The sequence below is a fragment of the Spirosoma oryzicola genome (genome assembly GCF_021233055.1).
In the GTDB taxonomy this organism is placed as follows: domain Bacteria; phylum Bacteroidota; class Bacteroidia; order Cytophagales; family Spirosomataceae; genus Spirosoma; species Spirosoma oryzicola.
Window position 1 is genome coordinate 1461514 of sequence record NZ_CP089538.1, and the last position, 23620, is coordinate 1485133.

Sequence of the window (23620 nt, forward strand, 5' to 3'; positions counted from 1 at the left end):
AAAAAGAACTATCTGAGCTGGCCGTTTGACCGAATACACTCCTGGCAAGAAATAGCAAAAGAAAAGCGATCGCTCTGTAGGGCATGGTAACTTGGTGAAGACTTACCGACAGGTAAAATTCTGGCTAAATAAGCCATTTTTTAGATTAACCAAGCACTAGAGTTTTTATACGGAAACATAAAAAAAGTCTCTTCTTAAAAACGGAGCGCTTTTAAGAAGAGACAAATGCGGTTGTTTTATAACCTGTCTGGTCGTTATCCCTGATCTACACCCTTTTGCAAAACGTCACGGATTCCCGGCAACTCGGCTTCTACAGCCGTGATATACTGCTCTAACAACGGAGCAACCTCGGTAATATCTTTTCCGCCTTTCACCAGGGCTTCAATGCGTAAGTTTAGCTCCGTGACTGTACGGAGTCCCATCATCATGGCGGGCGCTTTCTGCGTGTGGAGCGTGCGACCAATGGCCGGAACATCCTTCTCGCTCAGACCCTGTTGTAACTGCTTGAGTTCCTCAGGCGTTTTGTCGAGATAGATTTCGAGCAGCTCCAGCGCCAGTTCCGGATCGTTGCCAACCGAATTCAGCAAGGGCTCGATTGAAAAAGACGTGGGATTAGTCGGCGGGGCTGGTGCTGGTGGCGCTGGCTGGGTAGCTCCAGCGAGCGTTGGCTGACTGCCTTCGCTGAACCCGTAATGAAGGATCATCCGTTTCAAATCCTCCATCTGGAAGGGTTTGGGCAGGAAATCGTTCATGCCGGCCTGGAGGCACTGCTCACGTTCGCTGGCCAGCGCATGGGCAGTCATTGCGATGATCGGAATGGTGCTGCGCAGGGTTGTCCGGATATGCCGGGTCGTCTGATAGCCATCCATCACCGGCATCTGAATATCCATCAGCACCAGGTCGAAAGATTTCTTTTGCAGCATATCCAGTGCCTGCTGGCCATTTTCGGCCAAATCGGCTTCGTAACCCAGGCGCTTGATTACTTGCAGAACCAATTTCTGGTTCATTGGATTGTCTTCCACCGCCAGAATCGTCAACGATTTTTTGGCGGTTTCTGCTTTTGCCAGCGATGGGTCAATGGTCTGGAGAATCGATTCCGGAGCTACTGGATAGGTAAGTTCCAGCGTAAATTCCGATCCTTTGCCGAGGGCGCTGTCTACCTTGATCCAGCCGCCCTGCATCTGCGTGAGCGACTTTACAATGTTGAGGCCAAGGCCCGTACCGCCGTAGTAGCGAGTCGTAAAGTCGCTGGCTTGCCGGAATCGCTCAAAGATGTGCGGTAAGGCATCGGTGTCGATACCGATACCCGTGTCTTTCACCGTAAACTGGACGCGCACCGACTGGTTGGTTTCTTCCTGTTTGGTAATGCGGGCGGTTACCGAGCCTTGTTTGGTAAATTTGATCGCGTTGCTGAGCAGGTTAAGCAGAATCTGCGTGAGTCGGGTCGGGTCGCCTAGAACCAGCGCGGGTAGGGTCGGATCAATGTCAAATACCAGCCGTAGGTTTTTATCGCTCGCTGTTGGCTGAAGCATGGTCTGCAACGAAGCCGCCAGCGACCGAATACTAAACGGTATCGACTCCATCTGAATCATCCCCGCTTCGATCTTGGAGATATCCAGAATATCGTTGACAATCGTCAGTAAGTTCTTACCCGCCGTCTGAACAAGCTTCACAAATTCGGCCTGCTCTTCGTTCAGGGGTGTCACTTCCAGCAGGTTCGAAAAACCAATGATGGCGTTCAGCGGAGTACGAATTTCATGGCTCATGTTGGCCAGAAAATTCTCTTTGAGCCGGGCGGCCTGTTCCGCCATTTCCTTGGCTTCCTGAAGCCGGACCTGCGACTGCACCCGATCGCTGATGTCGATGCTGGACGAAACGACATACTGCAACTGGCCGTCTGCGTCGTAAACCGGACTAGATGAACTTAACAACTGGATGACTTTGTCGCCAACCTGTAGCTGCATATCATCGACCTGCGATGTTTCGCCCCGCATGGCCCGAAAGATAGGACGCTGTTCGAGAGGGTACGTATTTCCGTCCGGAAACTGACTGATGGCTACCTGACTCAGCATGTCAGAATAGGAAGTCAGTCTGGTCGCGCTTCCAAACATACTGGTAGCAGCCTGATTGGCGTAATACAGTTTGCCATCTTTGTTGACGACTGCGATGGAAACGGGTACCGCTTCGAGAAACCGTTTGAGTTGCTGCTCGCTCAGGGCGAGTTGCTGGTTGAGTTTATTCGCATTCTTGAGCGTCTTGAAAAGCAGGTAAATCGCCCACAGAATCATCGCGAGCGCGGCTACTGCACCGACGATACTACTGTTGGTGGCGTAATCGGCGGATTGCTTACTGGCAGCCGCGCGAACGTTAAGTAGCTCGTTTTCAATCGCTTCTACTTGCTTAAGCTGATTAAACAACTGATCGCTGAAGCTCATGAACGTCTGTACCGAATCCAGTCGGGCCAGCCCCTTCGCCGAGTTGGCCTGTAAAAACAACTGCTTGCCGTGAGCCAGTTTCTGATCGAGAAGCCGGGAGATCGTTTGCAGCCGCTCCTGCTGAAACCGCTGATCGGTGGTGAGGTTGGTAATTTCCTCAACCCGCTCTTTCATACGCCGAGCGTTTCGGTCATAATCGGCCCGGAAGAAAGGGTTGTTTTTGCTCAGTAAGTACCCGCGCAGGTCGTTGTCCAGGCTCGTCAGATAAGCCTGAATCTGTTGGGTTTTTTGGAGGACAAGGTGCGTATGAATAAGCCAGTTATTCTGTTCAACGAGCCGTTGGGTGGTACGCTGAGCATTGATACCGATCAGGATTGGGATTAACAGGCCAACGGCCAGAATCCAGCCAATTCGCTTTGTAGACTTCATACGTTGGTAGCTGGCTGGTCGATCATACGTAGCATAAAATTGTTAGGTAGCAGTACTTTCATGGTAAGTCAGTGGGTCAATAACCGAGTAGGCAACGAATGTAGAACAATTCTTAAACAAATGGTATAGAATATATGAATGTAAAATTAAGTAAATAATAAGTTAAAGTTTTACGCCAAAACAGAATAGTTGTTTTGAACAGATTCGAATAGGTAATTTTACGTTAGCTGATCAGCTGGTCTTCGTGTATTCCCGCAAAATTGCCGTTGCCTATCCTGGGTACGCCGTCCCTTTTTTTCGTTTCTTTGCTGTATGCAACAATACCACGACTTATTACGCCATATTCTGGCTACTGGTACCCGCAAAACTGACCGTACCGGTACAGGTACGATTAGTGTGTTTGGTTACCAGATGCGCTTCAATTTGCAGGATGGCTTTCCTCTGTTAACGACAAAAAAGGTTCATACAAAGTCGATTATCCACGAATTGCTTTGGTTCATTAAGGGCGATACGAATATTAAGTACCTGAAAGACAATGGCGTTTCGATCTGGGACGACTGGGCTGATGAAAATGGTGATTTAGGTCCGGTGTACGGGCGGCAATGGCGGAGCTGGGCTACCACCGATGGCCGCACGATTGACCAATTGAGCGACGTACTAAAGCAACTCAAAAATTCGCCCGATTCGCGCCGGATGATCGTGTCGGCCTGGAATCCGGCTGATGTACCGGGGATGGCGCTACCGCCCTGCCATGCTTTATTTCAGTTTTACGTAGCCGATGGTAAGTTGTCATGCCAGCTGTACCAGCGTAGCGCGGACGTATTTTTGGGCGTTCCGTTCAATATTGCTTCGTACGCTTTACTGACCATGATGATTGCGCAGGAATGTGGACTGGAGCCTCACGAATTTATCTGGACCGGTGGCGATACGCATTTGTACCTGAATCACCTGGAGCAGGTTGAAACGCAGCTATCCCGCGAGCCGCGCCCGTTGCCGACCATGCGTCTGAATCCAGCCGTTCGGTCAATTTTCGATTTTGCCTACGAGGATTTCACGCTGGAAAACTACAATCCGTACCCAGCCATCAAAGCGCCGGTCGCTGTTTAAGTAAGAGGGGAATGGAGTACTACAACCAGGTGTTTGAGCCGGCGGACGAAGCTGTCGAGCGGTGGACTGACCAGGAATTTGAACAGTGCGTATTTAAAAAACTAGATTTCTCGCGGGGGTCATTTGCCGGATCGAGCTTTGTCAACTGTCGCTTCGAACACTGCACGCTGACGGGCGTAGAGCTAAAAAATGCAAAACTTTACGACGTTCGCTTCGCCAACTGCAAGCTGGCACATGTGGACTTTGGGAGTTGTAACCCGTTCGGGTTTCACGTCGATTTTAAGGACTGTCAACTCGATTACACGGTTTTCCTGAATCGTAAGCTGAAGAAAGCGCAGTTTATTGAGTGCTCCCTAAAGGAAGCGTATTTCCTTAAATGTGACCTGACCGGAACGGCCTTTAAGCACTGCAATCTTGAACTAACCAAGTTTGAAGACAACAACCTAAGTCAGGTCGATTTTTCCAGTTCGTACAACCTGGAAATCAATCCAGATACCAACAAGCTCAAAAAAGCCCGGTTCTCGTTGCAAAGTCTGCCCGGTCTGCTGATCAAACACGATCTCATTATCAGTCACTAAGCTAAGTTGCCCGGTAGCACGAAATGTTTGTGCTGCCGGGCAACTTAGCTTAGGGGTGTGGTATAGGACTATTTTGTTAGTAGTGACGGGCTAGTTTCTGATACTCCTCTTCAATCATATCGCGTTCGCTACCCCGGCGAAAAACGGTAAAGTAATGCGAAGCCAGACCAATGCCCCAGCCAAGCATGGGAAAGATTGGCCAGGGAAAGAAAAAGTTGGCACGTATCGGATGAAAGGTGAACGTACTCACCGCCCAGATCAGCCAAAGACCAGCGTTAACGATTAAGTAAGAACGTAGGTGCATCCGAAAGCCGACGCGGGCTTTTGCTTGTTTCCAAAGAATAGGGTCGTGTTGCGTTTCCATGATCGGATAAGTATGTAAGGTTAAACTGAGTTGCTTCGTTGCGATTGTGTGTCAAAGGTAGATCGGCTCCTTACAGATCAGAATTACTTTCCGACGAACCTACCTATCAGCGGTGCTAACGACCTGATTAACCCGATGAAATACCGTATCCCCGGATGAATGTTCGGCTGGTTTTATCCAGTTAGGGTAATGACGATACAGTAGTAAGCCACCCAGAATAAACACACCGTTGGCCGCCCCCATCGTAACCCACCAGAAATACGAAGGTGGAAACAGACGATAGGTGCTCTCGACAACGAAGGCTGCGTACAGACCCGTAACGGAAGCACCCATACCGAGGTAGTGCCACCGGAGCCACGATGGTAGCGTTGATCGCAGACTAACTGATCCGAGTCCAATCAGTAGTGCAACTACACTGCCAACGGCACCCCAGTGAATAACGCCGAATCGTCCGAAGAGGTAATAAATCTGAAAAGCCGTTAGCAGGAGCACAACCATACCCGTCACATAAAGCCAGCCCGCAAGCCGATGCGCTGCCGTTCCTTTCGGTTTGAAAAGAATGTAGGTACCTGTGCTCATGGCTAGCAAAGCCGCAGTCAAATGAACGACACTAACAGAAGAATGCAGAACTGTATTCATCCACTCCAGCGCGATAAATAATAGTATGTACACTGTTTACTTTTTTGCCGCAGAAGTGTTGTAATAAAACAAGCCAACAGTCCGCTCAATGGCCGGTTCGGTAGATTGGCGCTAGGCGTAAGAAGACTAGATCCGGTCAAATGCCTAACTTGCAGCGTGAATTCTTTTATTACTATGACCAATTCCGAAATCGTTGATCTGCTCGAATTGACGGGCCGATTGATGGAACTTCATGATCGTGACGCTTTCCGGACGCGCGCTTTTCAAACGGCTGCGTTCAACCTGGATAAATCCACCGCCGATTTAAGTAATCTGTCCGCCGATGAACTGGTTAAGCTACCGGGTGTTGGCAAAGCGGTAGCGGGTAAAATTCGGGAAATCGCGGAAACGGGTCATTTGGCTGAGCTGGATGCTTTATTGGCCGAAACGCCCTCCGGCGTGCTGGATATGTTTCGGATCAAAGGGCTAGGCGTTAAGAAAGTGCGGACCTTATGGCAGGAGTTGGGCATCGATAATCTGCGCGACCTGCAACTGGCGGGAGAAAACGGGCAGATCGCAAAAATTAAAGGATTTGGTGCCAACACGCAGGAAAAGATTTTAGCCGCGCTGGAGTTCTTGCAGGAGCAACAAGGGAAAGTCCGCATGGACAAGGCCGCCATGATTGCCAACATGCTCCGGGACGAACTGGTCAAGCATTTTGAACGGGTGGAAATTAGCGGTCAGGTACGCCGGAAAGCGCAGGAAGTCGATGCGGTGCAGCTGCTCATCCAAACCAGCGATCCCATTTCGGCCATGCAGATTCTGGCGAATCTACCTAATCTGCAACAAAACGAACCGGCATCATCGCCGTTCACCTGGCGGGGGCAGCTTCAGGGTTTTGATGTGCAGGTTGAGTTGTTGTTGTATCCCGCCGAACAACTAGATCGACAGTTGTTTATTCAAACAGCAGCTGATCCGCATTTACAACAGGTTGGCAATGGTGGGTTTTCACTCTTGCAAACCGCACAAACGACTGTCAATGTTGCTGCCGAAGCCGAACTGGAATTGGAGGAGGTAGAGAAAAGCATTTACGCGCGGGCTGGATTGCCGTACATCGTTCCCGAAATGCGCGAAGATGATTTTGCCTTTCGCTGGGCTCGAAGCCATCGGAACGACGAACTGGTAACCTGGGAAGACCTGCGCGGAACGCTGCACAACCATAGTACCTGGTCGGATGGCAAGCAGTCGGTGGCTGGTATGGCCGCTTATTGCCGGGAATTGGGCCTGACGTATTTTGGTATCGCTGACCACTCCAAAACGGCCAGCTATGCCAATGGACTCGACAGCGACCGTGTTCGACAGCAGCAACAGGAAATCGACCAGCTCAATGCCAGTTTTGGGTCAGACTTCCGCATCTTCAAAGGCATCGAATCGGATATTTTAGGCGACGGCTCGCTGGACTACGACGACGCAACACTGGCTACGTTCGATTATGTGGTCGCTTCGGTACACCAGACCCTAACTATGTCGCTCGAAAAAGCAACGACACGCTTATTGAAGGCCATCGAAAATCCGTACACGACGATATTAGGTCATCCAACGGGCCGCTTGCTGCTGGCTCGCGAAGGGTATCCCATCGACCATCGGGCAATCATCGACGCTTGTGCCGAGCATCAGGTCGTCATCGAAATCAACGCGAGTCCTTACCGGCTCGATATCGATTGGCGGTGGATTGAATACGCTATGCAGCAAGGCGTTTTATTAAGCATAAATCCCGATGCGCACGACCTGGCCGGACTGCTCGATATGCACTACGGCGTAGCCGTTGGTCGGAAAGGTGGCTTAACCCGAGACATGACCTTTAACGCGCTGACGCTGGCCGAAATGAGCGATTACCTACAAAAACGTCGGGGGCGCATACATGCGTGAAAGAATTGCAGAGCGTCAGGGTATTAATAATGGATTAATGACTAGAAACAATGGGTAAATTGAGCAATTTATCTCTTTGTTTCATTGATATGTCATAGTGGTAGTGACGTGAGCCAACCCGCTCTGCGCTTCCTAAATCCGGCTCTATGCGTTTTTTACATGTACTGGTACTCTCGGTCTGTTTGATCAACGGGGCACTTGCTCAGCTACGGACGCCCCCGAAGGGACAAAACGCTACATTATCTGCTACGGGCTACGTGCGGGACGCTAAAACCGGCAAGCCGATTCAGGGGGTCAACATCGTGGTTTTGGACGTATCCAAAGGCTACGTGACCGAAAAAGACGGTTTTTACATTGTGCCGTTGCCCCCTGGCAAGTACATCTTGCGCTTTTCGCACGTGGGATACCGAACCAAAGAGGATACCATCGTTCTCAATAAAATGCTTTTTCGCGAGATGACGATGGAGGACGATGCCAAAGATCTGGATGAGGTTATCGTAACCAGCGAAGCGCCCGACCGAAATGTGCGCAAGGTTGAAATTGGCGTCTCGCAGCTATCCATCCGCAGCATTCGGCGTATTCCACCCCTGCTGGGCGAAATCGACATTGTGCGTAGCCTGCTTTTGCTGCCCGGCGTAACCACCGTAGGCGAAGGGGCTCCCGGCTTCAATGTGCGGGGTGGTAGTGCCGATCAGAACCTGGTTTTGTTCGATGATGCCCCGATCTTCAATTCGAGCCACCTGATGGGCTTTTTTTCGGTGTTCAACCCGGATGTGGTTCGTGACGTAACCTTGAATCGGGGTGGGGTAGCCGCTGCCTACGGTGGTCGGGCTTCGTCGGTGCTGGATGTGAAAATCAAAGAACCCAGTGGCGATAAGTGGGGAATCAATGGCGGTATCGGCTTCATTTCCAGCCGGTTGGGTGTCGAAGGGCCAATCGTTAAAAACAAACTATCGTTGCTGGCCGCCGGGCGCGTTTCGTTCAACGATTTTCTGTTTAAGCTGGCACCGCCTAATCTAAAAGATACAAAAGCCAATTTTTACGACCTGACCACAAAGCTCAAATACCAGCCCAGCGAACAACACACGCTGACGCTGACGGGGTATGTTAGCACCGATGTGTTTAAACTGGCGTCGGATTCGTTGTCGGGACAGGAGATCAACGCATCGTCAACTCAGTTTGACTACCAGACACTGACAGGCTCGCTGCGCTGGAACTACTTCATTAATAAGCAACTGAACCTGACGACATCGGCTATCTTTAGCCAGTACAAAGCGAATCTGTCGTCGCCCGATTCGTCGAATGCTTTCCAGCTCAAATCAGGTATCTGGCACCGGCAACTCAAATCGGACCTGACTTATACGCCCGACGAAAGGCACCAATGGCAGGCTGGGGTTAGCGCGATCGATTACCTGATTCAGCCGAACAGCCGAATTCCCGGTCCCAACTCGAACGTGCTCCCGATCGACCTCGCTCGCGAACGAGCGTATGAACTAGCGGCTTACATACAGGATGAATGGAAATTGAACGCCAATCTGGCCGTAGTAGCCGGGTTACGCTATTCGGCTTTGCTCAATCGAGGGCCGGAAACGGTGCGGGTGTATGAAGAAAACGGGCCCCGTCAGGACGAAACCGTCTCGTCGGAGACAACCTACGGAGCGGGTCGTATTTACCACTCGGCGGGTGGGCTGGAACCCCGGCTGGCTGTTCGCTGGTCGGTGGGAGAGGGAAAGGCTATCAAAGCGGGGTACAGTCGGCTCCGGCAATACATTCAGCAAATTACCAATACGACGGCTGCCTTGCCGACTTCACGCTGGCACCTGAGCGATAACTACACCAAGCCACAAATTGCCGATCAGTGGGCGCTGGGGTATTTTCACAATACCACCGATAACGTAATCGAAGCATCGGGAGAAGTGTATTACAAAACCTTAACCAACGCCATCGACTACCGCGACGGAGCCGAACTGCAACTGGCCCCGGCGGTCGAAACGCAGATTGTGCAGGGGAGTGGCCGGGCTTACGGATTTGAAGGGTTACTGCGCAAAAATAAAGGGCTCTGGAGTGGGTTTATCAGTTACACGTATGCTCGCACGTTGCTGACCATGAATAGCCCGTACGCTGAAGAACGGGTTAACAACGGTCAGGCTTATCCGGCCAACTACGATAAGCCGCATACGCTCAACGCACTGGCTGTTTACCGGCCCTCCACCTGGTTTAGCCTTTCCCTGAATTTCACGTACAGCACGGGCCGACCCACCACGCAGCCGTCGGCGCTGGCGCGGGTGGGTGGCATTATCGTTCCTATTTATCTCGACCGAAATCAGCAGCGCGTTCCGGATTATCACCGGCTCGATTTTTCGATGACTTTTGACCAGAACCCGCTCAAGAAAAAACGCAACCAGAGCAGTTGGGTTTTCGCGATTTACAACGTGTACGCCCACAAGAATGCGTACTCCATCTTCTACAAGCTACGTCCTACCTCCTTTGCCGATGCGTACAAGCTAGCCATTTTTGGAACAGCCTTTCCATCGTTGACGTATAACTTCAAGTTCTGATGAATCACTTTCGACTATTCCTATACGGGCTTGGCGTTCTGATGCTGGTTATATCCTGCGTCACCGAGTTTCAGCCTGATACAGTCAGTATACCGCCCTCGCTGATTGTTGAAGGACAAATTACGGATCAGCCGGGACCGTACACGGTGAAATTGACGCGGACCGCTGACTATTCGTACAAAAGCCTGAATTTACTCGAAACAGGGGCTGTCGTAACGATTGAGGATAATCAGGGTAATCGCGAAACGTTGTCTGAACAGCAACCGGGCGGAGTCTATCTCACGAAAGTAAATGGAATTCGGGGTGTAGCAGGCCGAAGCTACAAACTGACGATTGCTACCCGAAACGGAAAACGCTACGAATCAGACCTAGAACTACTGCGAGCGGCTCCCCCGATCCAGAAGTTGTACTATGAGTATACCGTTGAGGGTAACTCGGTAGTGAGTGCCAAAAATCAAGGCTGGAATGTGTACCTGGATATGAAAGACCCCGAAACTACCGGTGATTACTACCGCTGGGATTGGGTTCATTACGAGCCGATTACAATTTGTCAGAAAAATCAATTTTCGGATGGTACGGTCCTGGGGGTGGCCTGTTGCTCGGAATGCTGGGATATTGTTCGTTGCTACAACTGCATCAACATAAATTCCGATGCCAACATCAACGGTAAATCGATTAGTCGGCAGTTTATCATGCGCGTTCCTTACAAGTCAGCCCTTAGTTATTACCTGGAAGTGCAGCAGCAGGCCATCAGTAAAGGAGCCTATACGTTCTGGAAACGGGTTGGGCAGTTGACCGCCAATACGGGCGGGCTGTTCGACGCGGCCCCGGCGAGCGTAGCGGGCAATATACGGTGCGTAAGCGACCCGGCTACCCTGGTTTTTGGCTACTTTGGCGCAACGGGTATTTCGGAACAATCGATTTATGTAGACCGGAAAGCGGGGCAGGGCGTACCCGACCTTGATTCGCCGATACCTGTGCCCGATCCGCTGGCCTGTGCAGCCTGTGAAAACAACCAGTTTCGAACACCGAACAAACCGCGCTGGTGGGTCTATTAAATGGTTTTGTTGCCTATTGGAAAAAGGCTATTTTTGTAGAAATATAGCGGATTATGACCCCCCCGGTAAAAATTCTCGTCTTACGCTTCTCGTCTATCGGCGACATCGTGCTGACGACACCTGTTGTGCGTTGCCTCAAATTGCAACTGCCGGGTGCCGAAGTGCATTTCTGCACGAAACGGTCCTATCAATCCATTATTGAGCATAATCCCTATATTGATAAACGCTTTTTTCTGGAGGATAGCCTGAACGACCTTGTTCGTCAGTTGCGGGCCGAGCAGTACGATTACGTCATCGACCTGCACAACAACCTGCGGACCCGAATCATTAAGCTACGGCTGGGCGTGCGTTCCTATAGCTTCGACAAGCTGAACCTGCGCAAATGGGTTTACGTTCGCTGGAAAGTGAATGCGATGCCCAACATGCACATTGTCGATCGCTACATGGCAACGGTGCAGCCGCTGGGTGTGCAAAACGACGGCATTGGCCTTGACTACTTTATTCCCTACAAAGACCAGGTCGAAAGCGATTGGCTACCTGAAACGCACCGTCATGATTATGTGGCCTATGCCATCGGTGGGCAACACGCTACGAAGAAACTGCCTGTAGCGCGAATGATTGAACTGTGCTGGAAAATCAACCATCCGATTGTGCTGCTGGGTGGTAAAGAAGACCGTGAAGCGGGTGATGAAATCGTGCAGGCAGTCGGCAGCCGGATGATTTACAACGCCTGCGGCCAATACAACCTCAACCAGTCAGCGTCGTTGCTTCAGGGCGCGCGGATTGTCTTTAGCCACGACACGGGCCTGATGCACATTGCCGCTGCGCTCAAGAAAAAAGTGTACTCGATTTGGGGCAATACCACACCCCAACTGGGCATGTATCCGTACAAGACACCCTACGTCGTGCTCGAAAAAACCGGACTTGAGTGCCGCCCTTGCTCCAAAATCGGTTTCGAGCAATGCCCGCTCAAGCACTTTAAGTGCATGAACGAGCTTCCCTTTGAATTCGAAATTAAGGAGTTGCGCAAAAAGAAGAATTTCGAGTAGCTACTGTTGCCCCGCCTTTTCTAAGCCTGCATCTCCGTCCTGATTCGCTGACGGCTCTTCATTCAACCAGACGACTTTCTGTTCGGGCGTATGCGTTTGCCCAAGAATGTCGCGGTATAGATCGGGGCGTCGGGCATTGCGGTAGCGGTGACCACCGGCTTGCTGAAGCTTTTCGGGGGTACAAGTGGCCGTAACTACGTCATTGCCTAATTGCCGACACTCGGCAATGATGTCACCGAACGGGTCCAGAATCATCGAACAGCCATTTTTCAACTGATCGTCGTCCATGCCGATCGGATTCGCGAAAACGGTGTACACTCCATTGTCATAGGCGCGGGCGGGAAGCCATTTCATCAGCCAGGCCCGCCCTTTCAGCCCGTCAAACTCCATGCGAAGGGAAGTCGGGTCCGCTTCCCGGTTTTCCCACAACGCTGGGTCAACGAAGCCCGCACCGGGTCGGGGCGACGGGGTACACATGGTCACGTGGGGCATAAAAAGAATGTCGGCTCCCAATAAGGCCGTTGCCCGTACATTCTCGATGACGTTATTATCGTAACAGATCAATATACCGCATTTCCAGCCGAACAGATCGAAAACTACGTACTGGTCGCCGGGCAGCAGATGCGGGTTGATGAAAGGATGTAGTTTGCGGTATTTGGCAATGAGCCCATCTTTCCCGACGCACACGTACGCTTTAAACAACCGGTCCTGCTCATCTTTCTCGAACAAACCCGCCAGCACTACGATGTTGTTATCGCGGGCGATGTTCGTCAATTCGCTAATGCTGTCTCCGTCGGGAATGCGTTCGGCCAGATCAAGCATCTGCTCCCTGGAGAGTTGCCGGGCGAAGGTATATCCCGTTATCGAACACTCGTGAAACGCGACGACCTGAGCGCCCTGCGCGGCTGCTTTGGCCGAGAGATCGCGGATAACGCCTAAATTGTACGCTTTGTCGCCACTTGCGTTTTCAAACTGGGCTGTTGCAATGCGAAGATTTTCCATGTTTACTGATTGTTGTTCGAGGCAAAGGTCAGTAACGGAGAAATCGGATAATTGTAAAAATCCGACAAATCATCATCAGCCCGAATATGTCGTTAACGGCATCAGATTGACTGCCAACCGTTGTGTATTCGCGCTGTACTGCTTGGGTGTAATACCAACCAGATGGGTAAACTCACGGATAAAATGAGCCTGATCGTAGTAGCCTGCGGAGTAAGCGAGTTGGGTCAGGCTAAACGCAGTGTTCGTCCGGTGCATCTTGAGGCAGCTTTGCAACCGGACTATTCGTGAAAATTGCTTTGGCTTAAGGCCCACGATCTTGTCAAACCGCCGTTCCAGACTCCGTTCGGTCATGTTCAGATGCTGGGTCAAAGCCTGTACCGTGGCCGCTCCCTGTGACTGGCAAACGAATTGAATGGCAGCCTGAATGGAGGCCAGTTCGTGGGTAGCCGTTTGCCAGCGTGAGAGCAAAAATCGCTCGATTTGTCTGATGCGGTCGATGCTGTTGGGTTTCGTTCGTACCTGATCTTCCAGCTGTTTTCCTTCGTTGCCGAATACATCCGATACATCAACCAGAAAATTCGTCGTTGCTGCGCCGGGCACACCCGAAAGCGCATACAGTCCCCAGGGCTGTAACACAACGATCAGCATACCAATCTTTTTTCCTGAGATCAGATTGTGGTATCGATCTATCTGGCCGTAAACAAAGCTGCTGGGTAGCGTCGTATCCGGCTGATTGGTATTCGATTGCGTAAACGAATCCGCATACGAGAAGACTAGGCCCGGATGTCCATCGGGGAAAAAACGGTGATTACCCCCATTCGCTGCCTGATTCTCTATAACCAGATAGTGCTTGACGAGTCCACTAAGCGCAGGTGATGGGTACAGTTGCATACGAATCTCGGAACGGGTTCAACGCGTTTCTAAAGCTTCACAGTCGGTGGTTGATTAACCGCGTCGAATGTAAAAACATCCGGTCGGGAATAATGCCCCACACAATCAAAATCCAGCTTGCTTTTTGCCAGCGTCGCGAAATCAAGTTCGGCGGTGAGTAGTCCTTCCCCATTCCAGAGTGGTCCCGCCAGGATTTCGCCCATCGGCGAGATAATCACGCTACCACCCCGACTCATCAGTTCCGGTTCGTCCGCTAACTCAGCCTGATACCGCTCGGGGTAATCTGATTTCTGGACAACCTGATTACTTGCCAGCACGAAGCACCGACCTTCCAGCGCAATGTGCTGCATGGTAGCCTGCCACGAGTCGCGGGCGTCGGCGGTTGGAGCCAGGTAAATGTCGACGCCTTTCTGGTACATCGCCATGCGGGCCAACGGCATGTAATTTTCCCAGCAGATCAGACCGCCGATCGTTCCCAGATTCGTGTTGAAGCTGACCAGCGAACTGCCGTCGCTTTCGCCCCAGATGTAACGCTCAAGACCCGTTGGTTTCAGTTTGCGATGCTTGCCCAGCAGCGAGCCATCCGGCCCAAAATACAACAACGAACAGTGAAGCGTACCGCCAATTGGGTCCCGCTCGGTTACACCGAGTGCCGTGAACAAACCAGCTTCTCGAACGGCTTCGCCGATCCGGTGGGTATGAGCAGAAGGCGCTTCAAGGCTGTTGGACCAGTAGTCCAGCCACATGTCGCGGCCTTTGTCGGTTCGTCGCCCGACAATCGCGTCAAACGTCAGTCCTCGGGGATAGCAGGGAATAAACGATTCGGGAAACAAAAGCAACTGGCAGTGTTCCTGAGCGGCTCGCTCGATCCAGGAAATGGTTAATTCTACACTTTTTTCCAGATCGAACAAAGCGGGCGTAGCCTGCACCACGCCCACTTTTACAGTTTTGAAGGATGCCATCGATGGGAAAATTCTATTTAGTCCACACAGGAAAGGCTTCGCCCGCGCCAAACTCTGACAGATCGGCGGGTAACTCCATAAATGCATCGGCGTCCAGCAGATTCGCAAAATCGGCGGAACCCGAGCCGGGGAGGGGATGCGCTACGGTGCGTCCGTCGGGTTCGGAAGTAAGTCGGACCGGCAGAAAATACGTAATGCTGGGCTTGAAGGTAATCGATTTAGCCAATTGAGCATAACGCGCCGGAGATGCCGGTAACCCGAGCGACGACCGCAGGTAAGGAAGCACGTAGCGGTAACAGCACAAGACCGTTGAAACCGGATTGCCGGGTAAGCCAAAGACCGTTTTATCGGCGGTTGTGCCAAACCAAATCGGCTTTCCGGGTCGCTGCTCGATCTTATGAAATCGCTTCTGAACACCCAGGCGGGTTAGGACATCCGGAACAAAATCGGCTTTGCCTGCCGAAACGCCACCGCTCAAAATCAGTACATCGTTTTCGGCCAGCAGACGCTCTAACTGGTTTTTTAGTACCGTTTCGTCGTCAACAATATGATGCAACGTAGCGGTGATGCCCAGCGCCTGCAACGAGGCACGGAGCATGTATGTATTGGATCGCCGGATCTGGTAAGGCAGCGGTGTTTCGTCAACATCGACCAGCTCGTCTCCTGTCGAAATAAGCGCCACGCGGGGCAACGCTGTAACAGATAGGGTAGCTCGCCCGACCGAAGCGGCTACGGCAATGGCCGATGGACCAAGCAACGTTCCTACAGCCAGGAGTTCGTCTCCCGCCCGGCGGTCGGTAGCGCGGGGGTGAATATGCTGCCCTTGTTCAATCGCATCAATCGTTATCGTTGCCTGATCGTCGGTAAGAGTTACGTCCTCGTAGCGAATCACGGTATCAACGCCAGCCGGAAGCATCGCACCAGTCATTACTTCAAGGCAAGCGGTGGCGTCGGTCAGTGTTTGCTGCGGTTGTCCGGCAAACTGTCGTCCTTGAACCGCAAACGTTCGCTGGCCGGATGCGTAAGCCGCAAACTGAATCCCGATGCCGTCCATAGCGACCCGGTCGAAGGGCGGAAAGTCGCGGTCGGCATGAACGGCTGCCCGCAAAACGCGTCCCGTGGCTTCGGTGAGCGGAACGGTCTCTACGGGTAAGGACAGACTATGTTGCTGCGTAATGGCAAAAGCGTCGGAAACGGAAAGCATAGAAGACGATAAAATGAATCACAAGGTATAAGGAAAAATAGCGAGCTACAAACCCGATGACTGGTTACGAGCCGCCGGGGTGGCCCACGACTTGGCAATGCGTAGTCTGCTGCGTAAGTTTACCGGACGCGTCGCGATGTACGTATCAAGTTCCTTTCTCTATGCTTAGTTCTTCTGGCCGACCGTTGTGCATCATGGGTTATGTTGTCGATGATCAGGGTCGTCAGTCTGTAAAAACGATTCTTGTCCAGAATGGGCGAATTATCGATGTTAGGAACGGTAAAGTACCCATTTCGCGACCGGATGCGATCCTGCTGGATTTGGCCGATCATGAGGTTGTGTTTCCGGGTCTGATCAATCTGCACGTTCATTCCGAATACAACATTTTTCCACTCTGGCAAAGCCCCGCGCTCTGGGGAAATCGCTTCCAGTGGCGGAACAACGAGCAGTACCTGCGTGATATAAAACGGTTCAAAGATTTTCTGGACGCAAGCTGGCGGCAGGAGTCATTCGATTTTATTCAACCCATTCTGCAATCGCTGGCTACCGAGAAGCACCTGGCCTTACGCAGCCTCACGTGGCCCGTTGCGATGCGCGAGATCCAGAAAATGTATGGCGTCATTACCGAGTTGCAGGCCGTAGCCGGGGGAACCACGCTCATGCAGCAGACCATCCGGCTGGAAGCCGACGAGAACCTGCCGACATTTGTGATTCGTAATACAGGGCAACCCAGCCAATTAGGTATTGCCGCCACGCAGAAGGTGCTTTCCGTCGTTGATTTTGTTCGACCGGGACCTAACTTCGATGTGCCAGGTAGTCCAGCAAACGCGGCTGACGACACGTCGGACTGGCCGATGATGCAACACCCAAGTCTCGACGATTTTTTGAACTCCGTTCGGCAGGGTAATCATCGTTATTACGCCACTATCGCGCATCTGGCCGAAGGCCGGTCGGGGTATCTTCAGCGGGGTAAAGTGGACGGATTTAGTCGTCGGGAGTTCGCCGAATTACGCCGAATGCTGGCGCAGATCCCAGACAAAACGGCGCTGGCGAAAGCGAACCTGACCCTGACCCATGCGTGCGGACTGGATTACGCTGATCCTGGTACGCTTGATTTTCTGCGGGAAAACGAAATCAGTATCGTTTGGTCGCCGGTATCCAATCTGCTTTTATACGGCGATACCCTTCCGGTAAAAACGTTACTTGATCAGGGCGTTAACGTTTGTCTTGGCTCGGACTGGGCTCCCAGCGGCAGTAAACACGTGTGGGATGAACTGAAGTTTGCCCGGTACTTCTGCGACACGTTATCCTTGAAGGTTGGTAATGATCAATTGTTGGCGATGGTCACTCAAAATCCGGCCAGGGCGTTGGGCGGAGTAAAATCCGGCTTGATCAAACCCGGCTATAACGCCGATTTTTTTGTGTTGCGTAAGTCTTCAGCTGCTCAAACCGCCCTGGACGCTTTGGTTTCGCGGGATGATAGCGCCGTTCGATGCACGATTGTCAACGGGCGGGTTGTGTACGGCGAGGAAGGTTTATTTGTTGATTCCCTGGCGGTTGATTACCAGCGGTTACCGGCGGGTGAAGGAAATGCAGCGGCCCGAAAGGTCGTTAGTATCAATTCGGCGCTTAACTTTAACCTGACAATGGCGTTATTACAGGTCAATGCGCTCATGATTCGGTACGCAACGGAAACGCTACAGCAACCCGCCTTTCAACGAACTCGCCTGCTGGCTGCCGACGACTTGCCTTATCAGGAACGCATCAACGCGTTAAAGACTTACGTAGCCGATCTGGCTAAACGCAACTAATTCATGGATTCATTATCTCATCTCGACGCGAACGGAAACCCTGCTATGGTAGATGTGGGGGGCAAAGCCGTCAGCCGTCGAACAGCCCGCGCCCGGAGCATCGTGGCGCTTGGCCCGGATATTATGCAGCACATAACTCAGTCTGGATTGGCTGGCGTTGACATTCAAACGCGGAAAGGTCCGGTATTTCAAACGGCTATCATCGCTGGAACGATGGCCGCCAAACGCACTGACGACCTGATTCCGCTTTGCCACTCGTTAGGGCTCGACAATTGCCAGATCACCATTACAACCGATGGACCCGACGCTATTGTCGATTGCCTCGTATCAACCGAAGGAAAAACCGGCGTCGAAATGGAAGCTTTAGTCGGCGCATCGGTAGCTGCTCTGACTATCTACGATATGTGCAAAGCGCTGTCGCACGACATTGTGATCAAAGAAACCAAACTGATGGAGAAAACAGGTGGAAAGCGAGACTTCAAACGCACGTAATGCGGTGGTGCTTAACGGTCTGGTGCTGATCGGCGGGCGTAGTACGCGCATGGGCCGCGATAAGTCGCTCCTGACGTATCACGAAAAAAACCAGCGTGAGCACATGACCGATTTACTGAGTCCGTACTGCGACACGGTTTTCTGGTCGGTGAACAAACAGCAGGCGCTTGAACTGGCTGACTCCGGGCAACCGCTGATTGTCGATGCGATTGATAATCTGGTTGGTCCGCTCAATGGGATCATGTCGGCGTTCAAGACGCAGCCCGATGCCGCCTGGCTGGTGGTTGCCTGCGATATGCCCTTGCTGACCTCCCGAACGTTTGACGTCTTGCTGGCGGGCCGTAACTCGGCGAAACCCGCTACCGCTTTCTACGATTCAGACGGGCGGTTCCCGGAGCCCTTGCTAGCCCTTTGGGAGCCATCGGTATGGCCACTTTTGCAGGAAGCCGTGGCCGCTGGGCGTTATTCGCCAAGACAAATGTTGATGCTTACGGACGCTCATCTACTGACCCCTCCCGACGTTCAGGAACTGCTCAATATAAACGACCCGGTGGCGCAGGCGGCTCTGAAACATCAGGGTTAACAGCAGGGTTCTTCCTAAAAACAGACTAGGATGAATCCCTTTAAACACCTACTGCTGGCGGCAGGATCGATGTGGCTCGGTACGACAGCACAGGCGCAACGCGCTACGCCTTCTCCTGAACTGCGCGACTTCAGCGAGCAGCGCATCCGGCATCAGAAAACGCTTGGCCTGACCTTGGGCGGTTACGCGCTGGCGAACATTGCTGTTGGTAGTTTGGCGGCTGGGCAAGCCTCCGGCGAGGATAAATATTTCCACCGGATGAACGTCTACTGGAATCTAGTCAATCTGGGTATTGCCGGAGTGGGATTACTCGGTTCACTAAAAGCGAAAGCAGGCGACGAGACACTGGCGCAGGCTGTTCAGCGTCACGAATCCATGAAGCAGATTCTTCTGTTGAACGCTGGATTAGACGTTGCTTACGTGATTGGCGGTGCGTATTTACGCGAACGTAGTCACGCGCATCCCGACAAACGCGATCAGCTGCTGGGCTACGGGAAGTCGGTTATGCTACAGGGCGGCTTTCTCCTCGCCTTTGATCTGGTCAACTATTTCGTTTTCAAAAGTCGGGGCGACAAGCAGGAAATGCGACTGATTTCAAACGGGCCGTTGGGGGTAGGGTTAGCCATACCGCTCAAGTAAGGCAAGCCTTAGCATGAACTTATCTGCATTGGCTGCGGTTCTGCGATAATTTACTAATCGCAACGCATCATGCAAGCCGTTCTACCGCCTTTTCAGTTGTTTATCGATCAAGCCATCGATCGTATTCGCGAAGACCCGGACGTTACGGGACTAGCCGTGGGCGGTTCCTGGATATCGGGCAACATGGATTCCTATTCCGACCTTGATCTGGTGTTGGTTACAACCCACGCCATTGCGCCTGATCTTGAGCAGATGCGAGCCTGGGCCGCCCGGTTTGGAACGGTGTTGGGGTCGTTTCGGGGGGATCACGTCGGCGAACCGCGTTTGCTGATTGCTCTCTATGAATCGCCCCTGTTGCACGTCGATATAAAGTTTCTGACCATCGACGAGTTTTATCAGCGGGTCGAAGATCCAGTTGTTGTCTGGGAGCGAGACGGGGCATTGACGGCGGTTATTAGACAATCGCAGGTCCAGTATCCACCGTTTGATTTCCAGTGGACCGAGGATCGTTTCTGGATTTGGGTGCATTACGCTGCGTTGAAAATTGGCCGGGGCGAGTATTTTGAAGCCATGGATTTTCTTTCGTTCATGCGTAACGTTGTGCTTGGGCCAATGCTGCATCTGAACAAGAAAGGGTTGCCCAGAGGAGTACGGCGACTGGAAACCATCGCCGAACCGGACGATCTGGAAAAGCTACGAAAAACCGTTGCCACACCTGATCGAAGCACATTGCTTGCTAGTGTACAGGCTAGTGTTCAGTTGTATACTGAATTGCGTGATGCGTTGGCTCCAGCGACATTGCATAAAAACGATGCGGCCCGAATCGCCGTCATGAATTATTTGACTACAGTATAAGGAATGCAAAATCAGGATATACAAACCAATTCGTTGCCACAAAGTGACGACGATTTCTTGCGCGAAGCGATTCAGTTAGCGCGGGAAGGGATGCTGTCGGGGCAGGGCGGCCCGTTTGGATCGGTGATTGTGCGCAACGGCGAAATCATCGGGCGCGGCTGCAACCAGGTTACCTCGACCAATGACCCCACGGCCCATGCCGAAGTGGTGGCCATTCGTGATGCCTGCCGGAATCTGGGGACCTTTCAACTGGAAGGCTGTACGCTTTACGCGTCCTGCGAACCTTGCCCCATGTGCTTAGGCGCTATCTACTGGGCGCGACCAAGTCGTATCGTTTACGGCGCGTTTCACTACGATGCCGCGCGGGCTGGTTTTGATGATCACTTCATTTACAATGAATTAGAAAAGCCGCGCGAAGAACGCCATATTCCCATGCAGCAGGTGCTCCGTGATGAAGCCAACACCGTTTTTGACGAGTGGATTGCTTTGGAAACCAGAACGTCATACTAGTGGATAGACTGTTCTTCAATGAGAGTAAGAGGATCACCAGAACGGTGATTCTCGATTTATGCGGTCCTGCTAATCCTGTAAATCCTGTCGAAAGAAAACCGTATCGCATCCCATTGAAAAGCCGTACTTTTGTAAAAAAACGGGTCGCTTACAGAACAGATTCCTAAAAGCGACCTACTAAAACGGTATTCGTTATGCCAGGAATGGAATTTTTTGGAGCGGCCGAGCGCAAGGAGATCAACGACGTGCTTGAGACCGGTATCCTTTTTCGGTACAATCACGAAGCACAGCGCAACGACATCTATAAAGCTCGCGAGTTCGAAGCTGAGGTTGCCAAATTGGTAGGAGCCAAGTATGCTCATGCCGTATCGAGTGGTTCAACGGCTGTTTTATGCGCGTTGGCGGCTGCCGGTATCGGTGCGGGCGACGAGGTTATCGTTCCGCCATTCACTTACATCGCTACGGTCGAAGCAGTCCTGATGGCAGGCGCGTTGCCTGTTTTTGCCGATATCGACGATACGCTTTGCCTCAGTGCAGAAGGTATCCGTAAGGTCGTAACAGCAAACACGAAAGCCATTTGTCTCGTGCACATGTGCGGTCAGATGGCCGACATGGATGCTATCATGGACGTTGTCAACGAACACAAACTGGTGCTAGTTGAGGATGCCGGGCAGGCAATGGGTGCCAGCTACAAAGGAACGTCAACCGGCCTGTGGGGTAAGACCGGCGCTTACTCGTTCGACTTTTTCAAGATCGCAACGGCGGGCGAGGGCGGCATCATGGTTACCAACGATGAAACGGCGTACAAGCACGCGGATTCGTATTCCGATCATGGTCACGATCACATCGGTACGAACCGGGGCATGGAGAAGCACCCCATTATGGGTTTCAATTACCGGATCAGCGAGTTGCACGCAGCCGTTGGACTGGTACAGACGCGCCGGGTACCCGAAATCATTCAGAAAAATAACGAGCACAAAACACGACTGATGACCGCATTGGGTCAGGTGCCAGGAGTCTCGTTTGCACGCATTCCCGACGCAGATGGCGATTCGGCTACGTTCATGAACCTGCTGATGCCGGACACCGAAACCGCCGGACGCGTGGTAATTGCGCTGAACGAAGCGGGCGTCGGTGGTTTTAACTACTGGTTCACCAACATGTACCACTTCATCAACCAGTGGAATCACGTGAAAGAAATGCGTACGGCAGCGGCTCTGCCTATCGAAAAATTTGGCGCTCCGCAAGACTACAGTAACCTCGACATTCCAAACGCACAGGACGTAATCGGACGGTTGATTTCGTTCGGTATCCGGGCTAGCTGGACCGCTGACGAAGTTGATGCGTTGGCTGCGAAAATCGAAGCTGCCGTTCGGAAGGTAAGTCCCGTAGAAGCGTAAGTTTTAGAGTTAGCTTAACGACACAATGGTAGCAGCGCAAACACAAACGACGCATAAAAATTTTAAGGGCATCGAGAAGACCGTTTACGGACGGGGTAGCTTTTCTCAACTCGATGAAATTCTGGCTCCGCGTCGGGCGGATAACGAAGGCTATTTTGTCTTCATCGTCGATAATTATTTCAAAGGGAAACCGCTTGAAGGGCGTGTTCCGGCCCATGACGAAGACCTGACCTATTACATCAGCGTAGAAGAACATGAACCAACTACCGATCAGATCGACCAGCTTCGCGATGAGATTCTGGCGAAAAAAGGCCTGCCATCGGGCGTAGTCGGGATCGGGGGCGGTAGCATTATGGACATCGCCAAGGCGCTGTCGCTGATGCTCACCAACGAAGGTTCTTCGACTCTTTATCAGGGCCTGAATCTAATCAAAAAACCGGGTGTCTATCACGTTGGCGTACCGACCATCTCGGGAACGGGTGCCGAGGTGTCGATGACGGCGGTATTAACCGGCCCCGTGAAAAAATTAGGACTCAAATGCGAGTGGACGGTCTTCAACCAGGTGGTGCTCGACCCCGAACTGATTGCCAGCGTGCCCCGCAACTGGTGGTTCTACACGGGTATGGATACGTACATTCACTGCGTTGAGTCGGAGAACGGGCGCATGAACAACGCCTACTCGCACGCATACGCCGAACAGTCGATGAAGTTGTGTCGGGATATTTATCTGGGCGAAAACTCCGGTCAGACTTCCGAAAACGACGATAAGCTCATGGTCGCTTCGCTGATGGGCGGGCTGAGTCTGACGTATTCGGAAGTGGGTGTTTGCCACGCGCTTAGCTACGGTCTGTCGAAGATTTTAGGAACCCGTCACTGCTACGCCAACTGCCTGATCATGAACCACCTCGAAGACTATTACCCCGAAGGCGTGGCAGAGTTTAAGCAGATGGTAGCCTATCACCAGATTGATTTGCCGCAGGGCTTGTCAAAAGACTGGGACGACGAAACCATCACCAAAATGGCGCACGTATCCTACAATCTGCCCCACATGTGGCTGCACGCCATCGGTGACAACTGGCAGGAGGTAATCACCATCGACTTATTGAAAGATTTATTCCGGCGGTTATAATAGTCAAACACAGAGAC

At 52.1% G+C, this 23620-nt stretch carries 21 protein-coding genes; 14 read left to right on the plus strand and 7 right to left on the minus strand.

Annotated elements, in window-relative coordinates; genetic code table 11:
* Positions 1–254: 254 nt before the first annotated feature.
* Positions 255–2864, minus strand: coding sequence for a hybrid sensor histidine kinase/response regulator (locus tag LQ777_RS05875; protein WP_232561591.1), 2610 nt, complete (start codon positions 2862–2864; stop codon positions 255–257).
* Positions 2865–3176: 312 nt separating this feature from the next.
* Between LQ777_RS05875 and LQ777_RS05880 the strand changes: the two genes are divergently transcribed.
* A complete protein-coding gene (locus tag LQ777_RS05880; RefSeq protein WP_232561592.1) occupies positions 3177–3971 on the plus strand; it encodes a thymidylate synthase in 795 nt (264 codons plus the stop codon).
* A gap of 11 nt (positions 3972–3982) precedes the next feature.
* The gene (locus LQ777_RS05885; RefSeq protein WP_232561593.1) at positions 3983–4549 is read left to right on the plus strand and encodes a pentapeptide repeat-containing protein; all 567 of its coding nucleotides are present in this window, start codon (positions 3983–3985) and stop codon (positions 4547–4549) included.
* A 76-nt stretch (positions 4550–4625) separates the two neighbouring features.
* Here the strand turns inward: LQ777_RS05885 and LQ777_RS05890 are convergent, their stop codons facing one another.
* Positions 4626–4913, minus strand: coding sequence for a 2TM domain-containing protein (locus LQ777_RS05890; protein WP_232561594.1), 288 nt, complete (start codon positions 4911–4913; stop codon positions 4626–4628).
* 99 nt (positions 4914–5012) lie between these two features.
* Positions 5013–5585: a DUF2306 domain-containing protein gene (locus tag LQ777_RS05895; RefSeq protein ID WP_232561595.1), complete on the minus strand. Its 573-nt coding sequence runs from the start codon at positions 5583–5585 to the stop codon at positions 5013–5015.
* Positions 5586–5726: 141 nt separating this feature from the next.
* On the opposite strand from LQ777_RS05895, the gene LQ777_RS05900 reads away from it, so the two are divergent.
* From LQ777_RS05900 to LQ777_RS05915, 4 genes are all read left to right on the plus strand, one after another.
* Positions 5727–7460, plus strand: coding sequence for a helix-hairpin-helix domain-containing protein (locus LQ777_RS05900; RefSeq protein ID WP_232561596.1), 1734 nt, complete (start codon positions 5727–5729; stop codon positions 7458–7460).
* A 146-nt stretch (positions 7461–7606) separates the two neighbouring features.
* Positions 7607–10018: a TonB-dependent receptor gene (locus LQ777_RS05905; protein WP_232561597.1), complete on the plus strand. Its 2412-nt coding sequence runs from the start codon at positions 7607–7609 to the stop codon at positions 10016–10018.
* A complete protein-coding gene (locus tag LQ777_RS05910) occupies positions 10018–11076 on the plus strand; it encodes a DUF4249 domain-containing protein (protein ID WP_232561598.1) in 1059 nt (352 codons plus the stop codon). The genes LQ777_RS05905 and LQ777_RS05910 overlap by 1 nt, the downstream gene beginning before the upstream one ends.
* 53 nt (positions 11077–11129) lie before the next feature.
* Complete coding sequence (locus LQ777_RS05915) at positions 11130–12125, plus strand: glycosyltransferase family 9 protein (protein WP_232561599.1); 996 nt, start codon at positions 11130–11132, stop codon at positions 12123–12125.
* Here the strand turns inward: LQ777_RS05915 and LQ777_RS05920 are convergent, their stop codons facing one another.
* From LQ777_RS05920 to LQ777_RS05935, 4 genes are all read right to left on the minus strand, one after another.
* Positions 12126–13127: a nitrilase family protein gene (locus LQ777_RS05920; RefSeq protein ID WP_232561600.1), complete on the minus strand. Its 1002-nt coding sequence runs from the start codon at positions 13125–13127 to the stop codon at positions 12126–12128.
* A gap of 75 nt (positions 13128–13202) precedes the next feature.
* Positions 13203–14018 carry a helix-turn-helix transcriptional regulator gene (locus tag LQ777_RS05925; protein ID WP_232561601.1) on the minus strand — a complete coding sequence of 272 codons (816 nt, stop codon included), beginning with the start codon at positions 14016–14018 and terminating at the stop codon, positions 13203–13205.
* Positions 14019–14047: 29 nt separating this feature from the next.
* Positions 14048–14980, minus strand: coding sequence for a carbon-nitrogen hydrolase family protein (locus tag LQ777_RS05930; protein WP_232561602.1), 933 nt, complete (start codon positions 14978–14980; stop codon positions 14048–14050).
* Positions 14981–14993: 13 nt separating this feature from the next.
* Complete coding sequence (locus LQ777_RS05935; protein ID WP_232561603.1) at positions 14994–16184, minus strand: molybdopterin molybdotransferase MoeA; 1191 nt, start codon at positions 16182–16184, stop codon at positions 14994–14996.
* Positions 16185–16345: 161 nt separating this feature from the next.
* Between LQ777_RS05935 and LQ777_RS05940 the strand changes: the two genes are divergently transcribed.
* The 8 genes from LQ777_RS05940 (at position 16346) to LQ777_RS05975 (ending at position 23603) form a co-directional block, all read left to right on the plus strand.
* Positions 16346–17995 carry an amidohydrolase family protein gene (locus LQ777_RS05940; protein ID WP_232561604.1) on the plus strand — a complete coding sequence of 550 codons (1650 nt, stop codon included), beginning with the start codon at positions 16346–16348 and terminating at the stop codon, positions 17993–17995.
* 3 nt (positions 17996–17998) lie between these two features.
* Positions 17999–18487, plus strand: a complete 489-nt coding sequence (gene moaC, locus LQ777_RS05945) for a cyclic pyranopterin monophosphate synthase MoaC (protein WP_232561605.1) — start codon at positions 17999–18001, stop codon at positions 18485–18487.
* Positions 18459–19070 (plus strand): NTP transferase domain-containing protein, encoded by a 612-nt coding sequence (locus LQ777_RS05950; RefSeq protein ID WP_232561606.1) that lies wholly within the window; start codon positions 18459–18461, stop codon positions 19068–19070. The genes moaC and LQ777_RS05950 overlap by 29 nt, the downstream gene beginning before the upstream one ends.
* 30 nt (positions 19071–19100) lie before the next feature.
* A complete protein-coding gene (locus tag LQ777_RS05955) occupies positions 19101–19709 on the plus strand; it encodes a DUF6992 family protein (protein WP_232561607.1) in 609 nt (202 codons plus the stop codon).
* A 69-nt stretch (positions 19710–19778) separates the two neighbouring features.
* On the plus strand, positions 19779–20564 hold the full coding sequence (locus tag LQ777_RS05960; protein WP_232561608.1) for an aminoglycoside 6-adenylyltransferase: 786 nt from the start codon (positions 19779–19781) through the stop codon (positions 20562–20564).
* A 3-nt stretch (positions 20565–20567) separates the two neighbouring features.
* The gene (locus LQ777_RS05965) at positions 20568–21074 is read left to right on the plus strand and encodes a nucleoside deaminase (protein WP_232561609.1); all 507 of its coding nucleotides are present in this window, start codon (positions 20568–20570) and stop codon (positions 21072–21074) included.
* A gap of 194 nt (positions 21075–21268) precedes the next feature.
* Entirely contained in the window at positions 21269–22474 is a 1206-nt protein-coding gene (locus tag LQ777_RS05970; protein WP_232561610.1) for a DegT/DnrJ/EryC1/StrS family aminotransferase, read from the plus strand.
* 25 nt (positions 22475–22499) lie between these two features.
* Positions 22500–23603 carry an iron-containing alcohol dehydrogenase family protein gene (locus LQ777_RS05975; protein ID WP_232561611.1) on the plus strand — a complete coding sequence of 368 codons (1104 nt, stop codon included), beginning with the start codon at positions 22500–22502 and terminating at the stop codon, positions 23601–23603.
* The last annotated feature ends 17 nt before the right edge of the window (positions 23604–23620 follow it).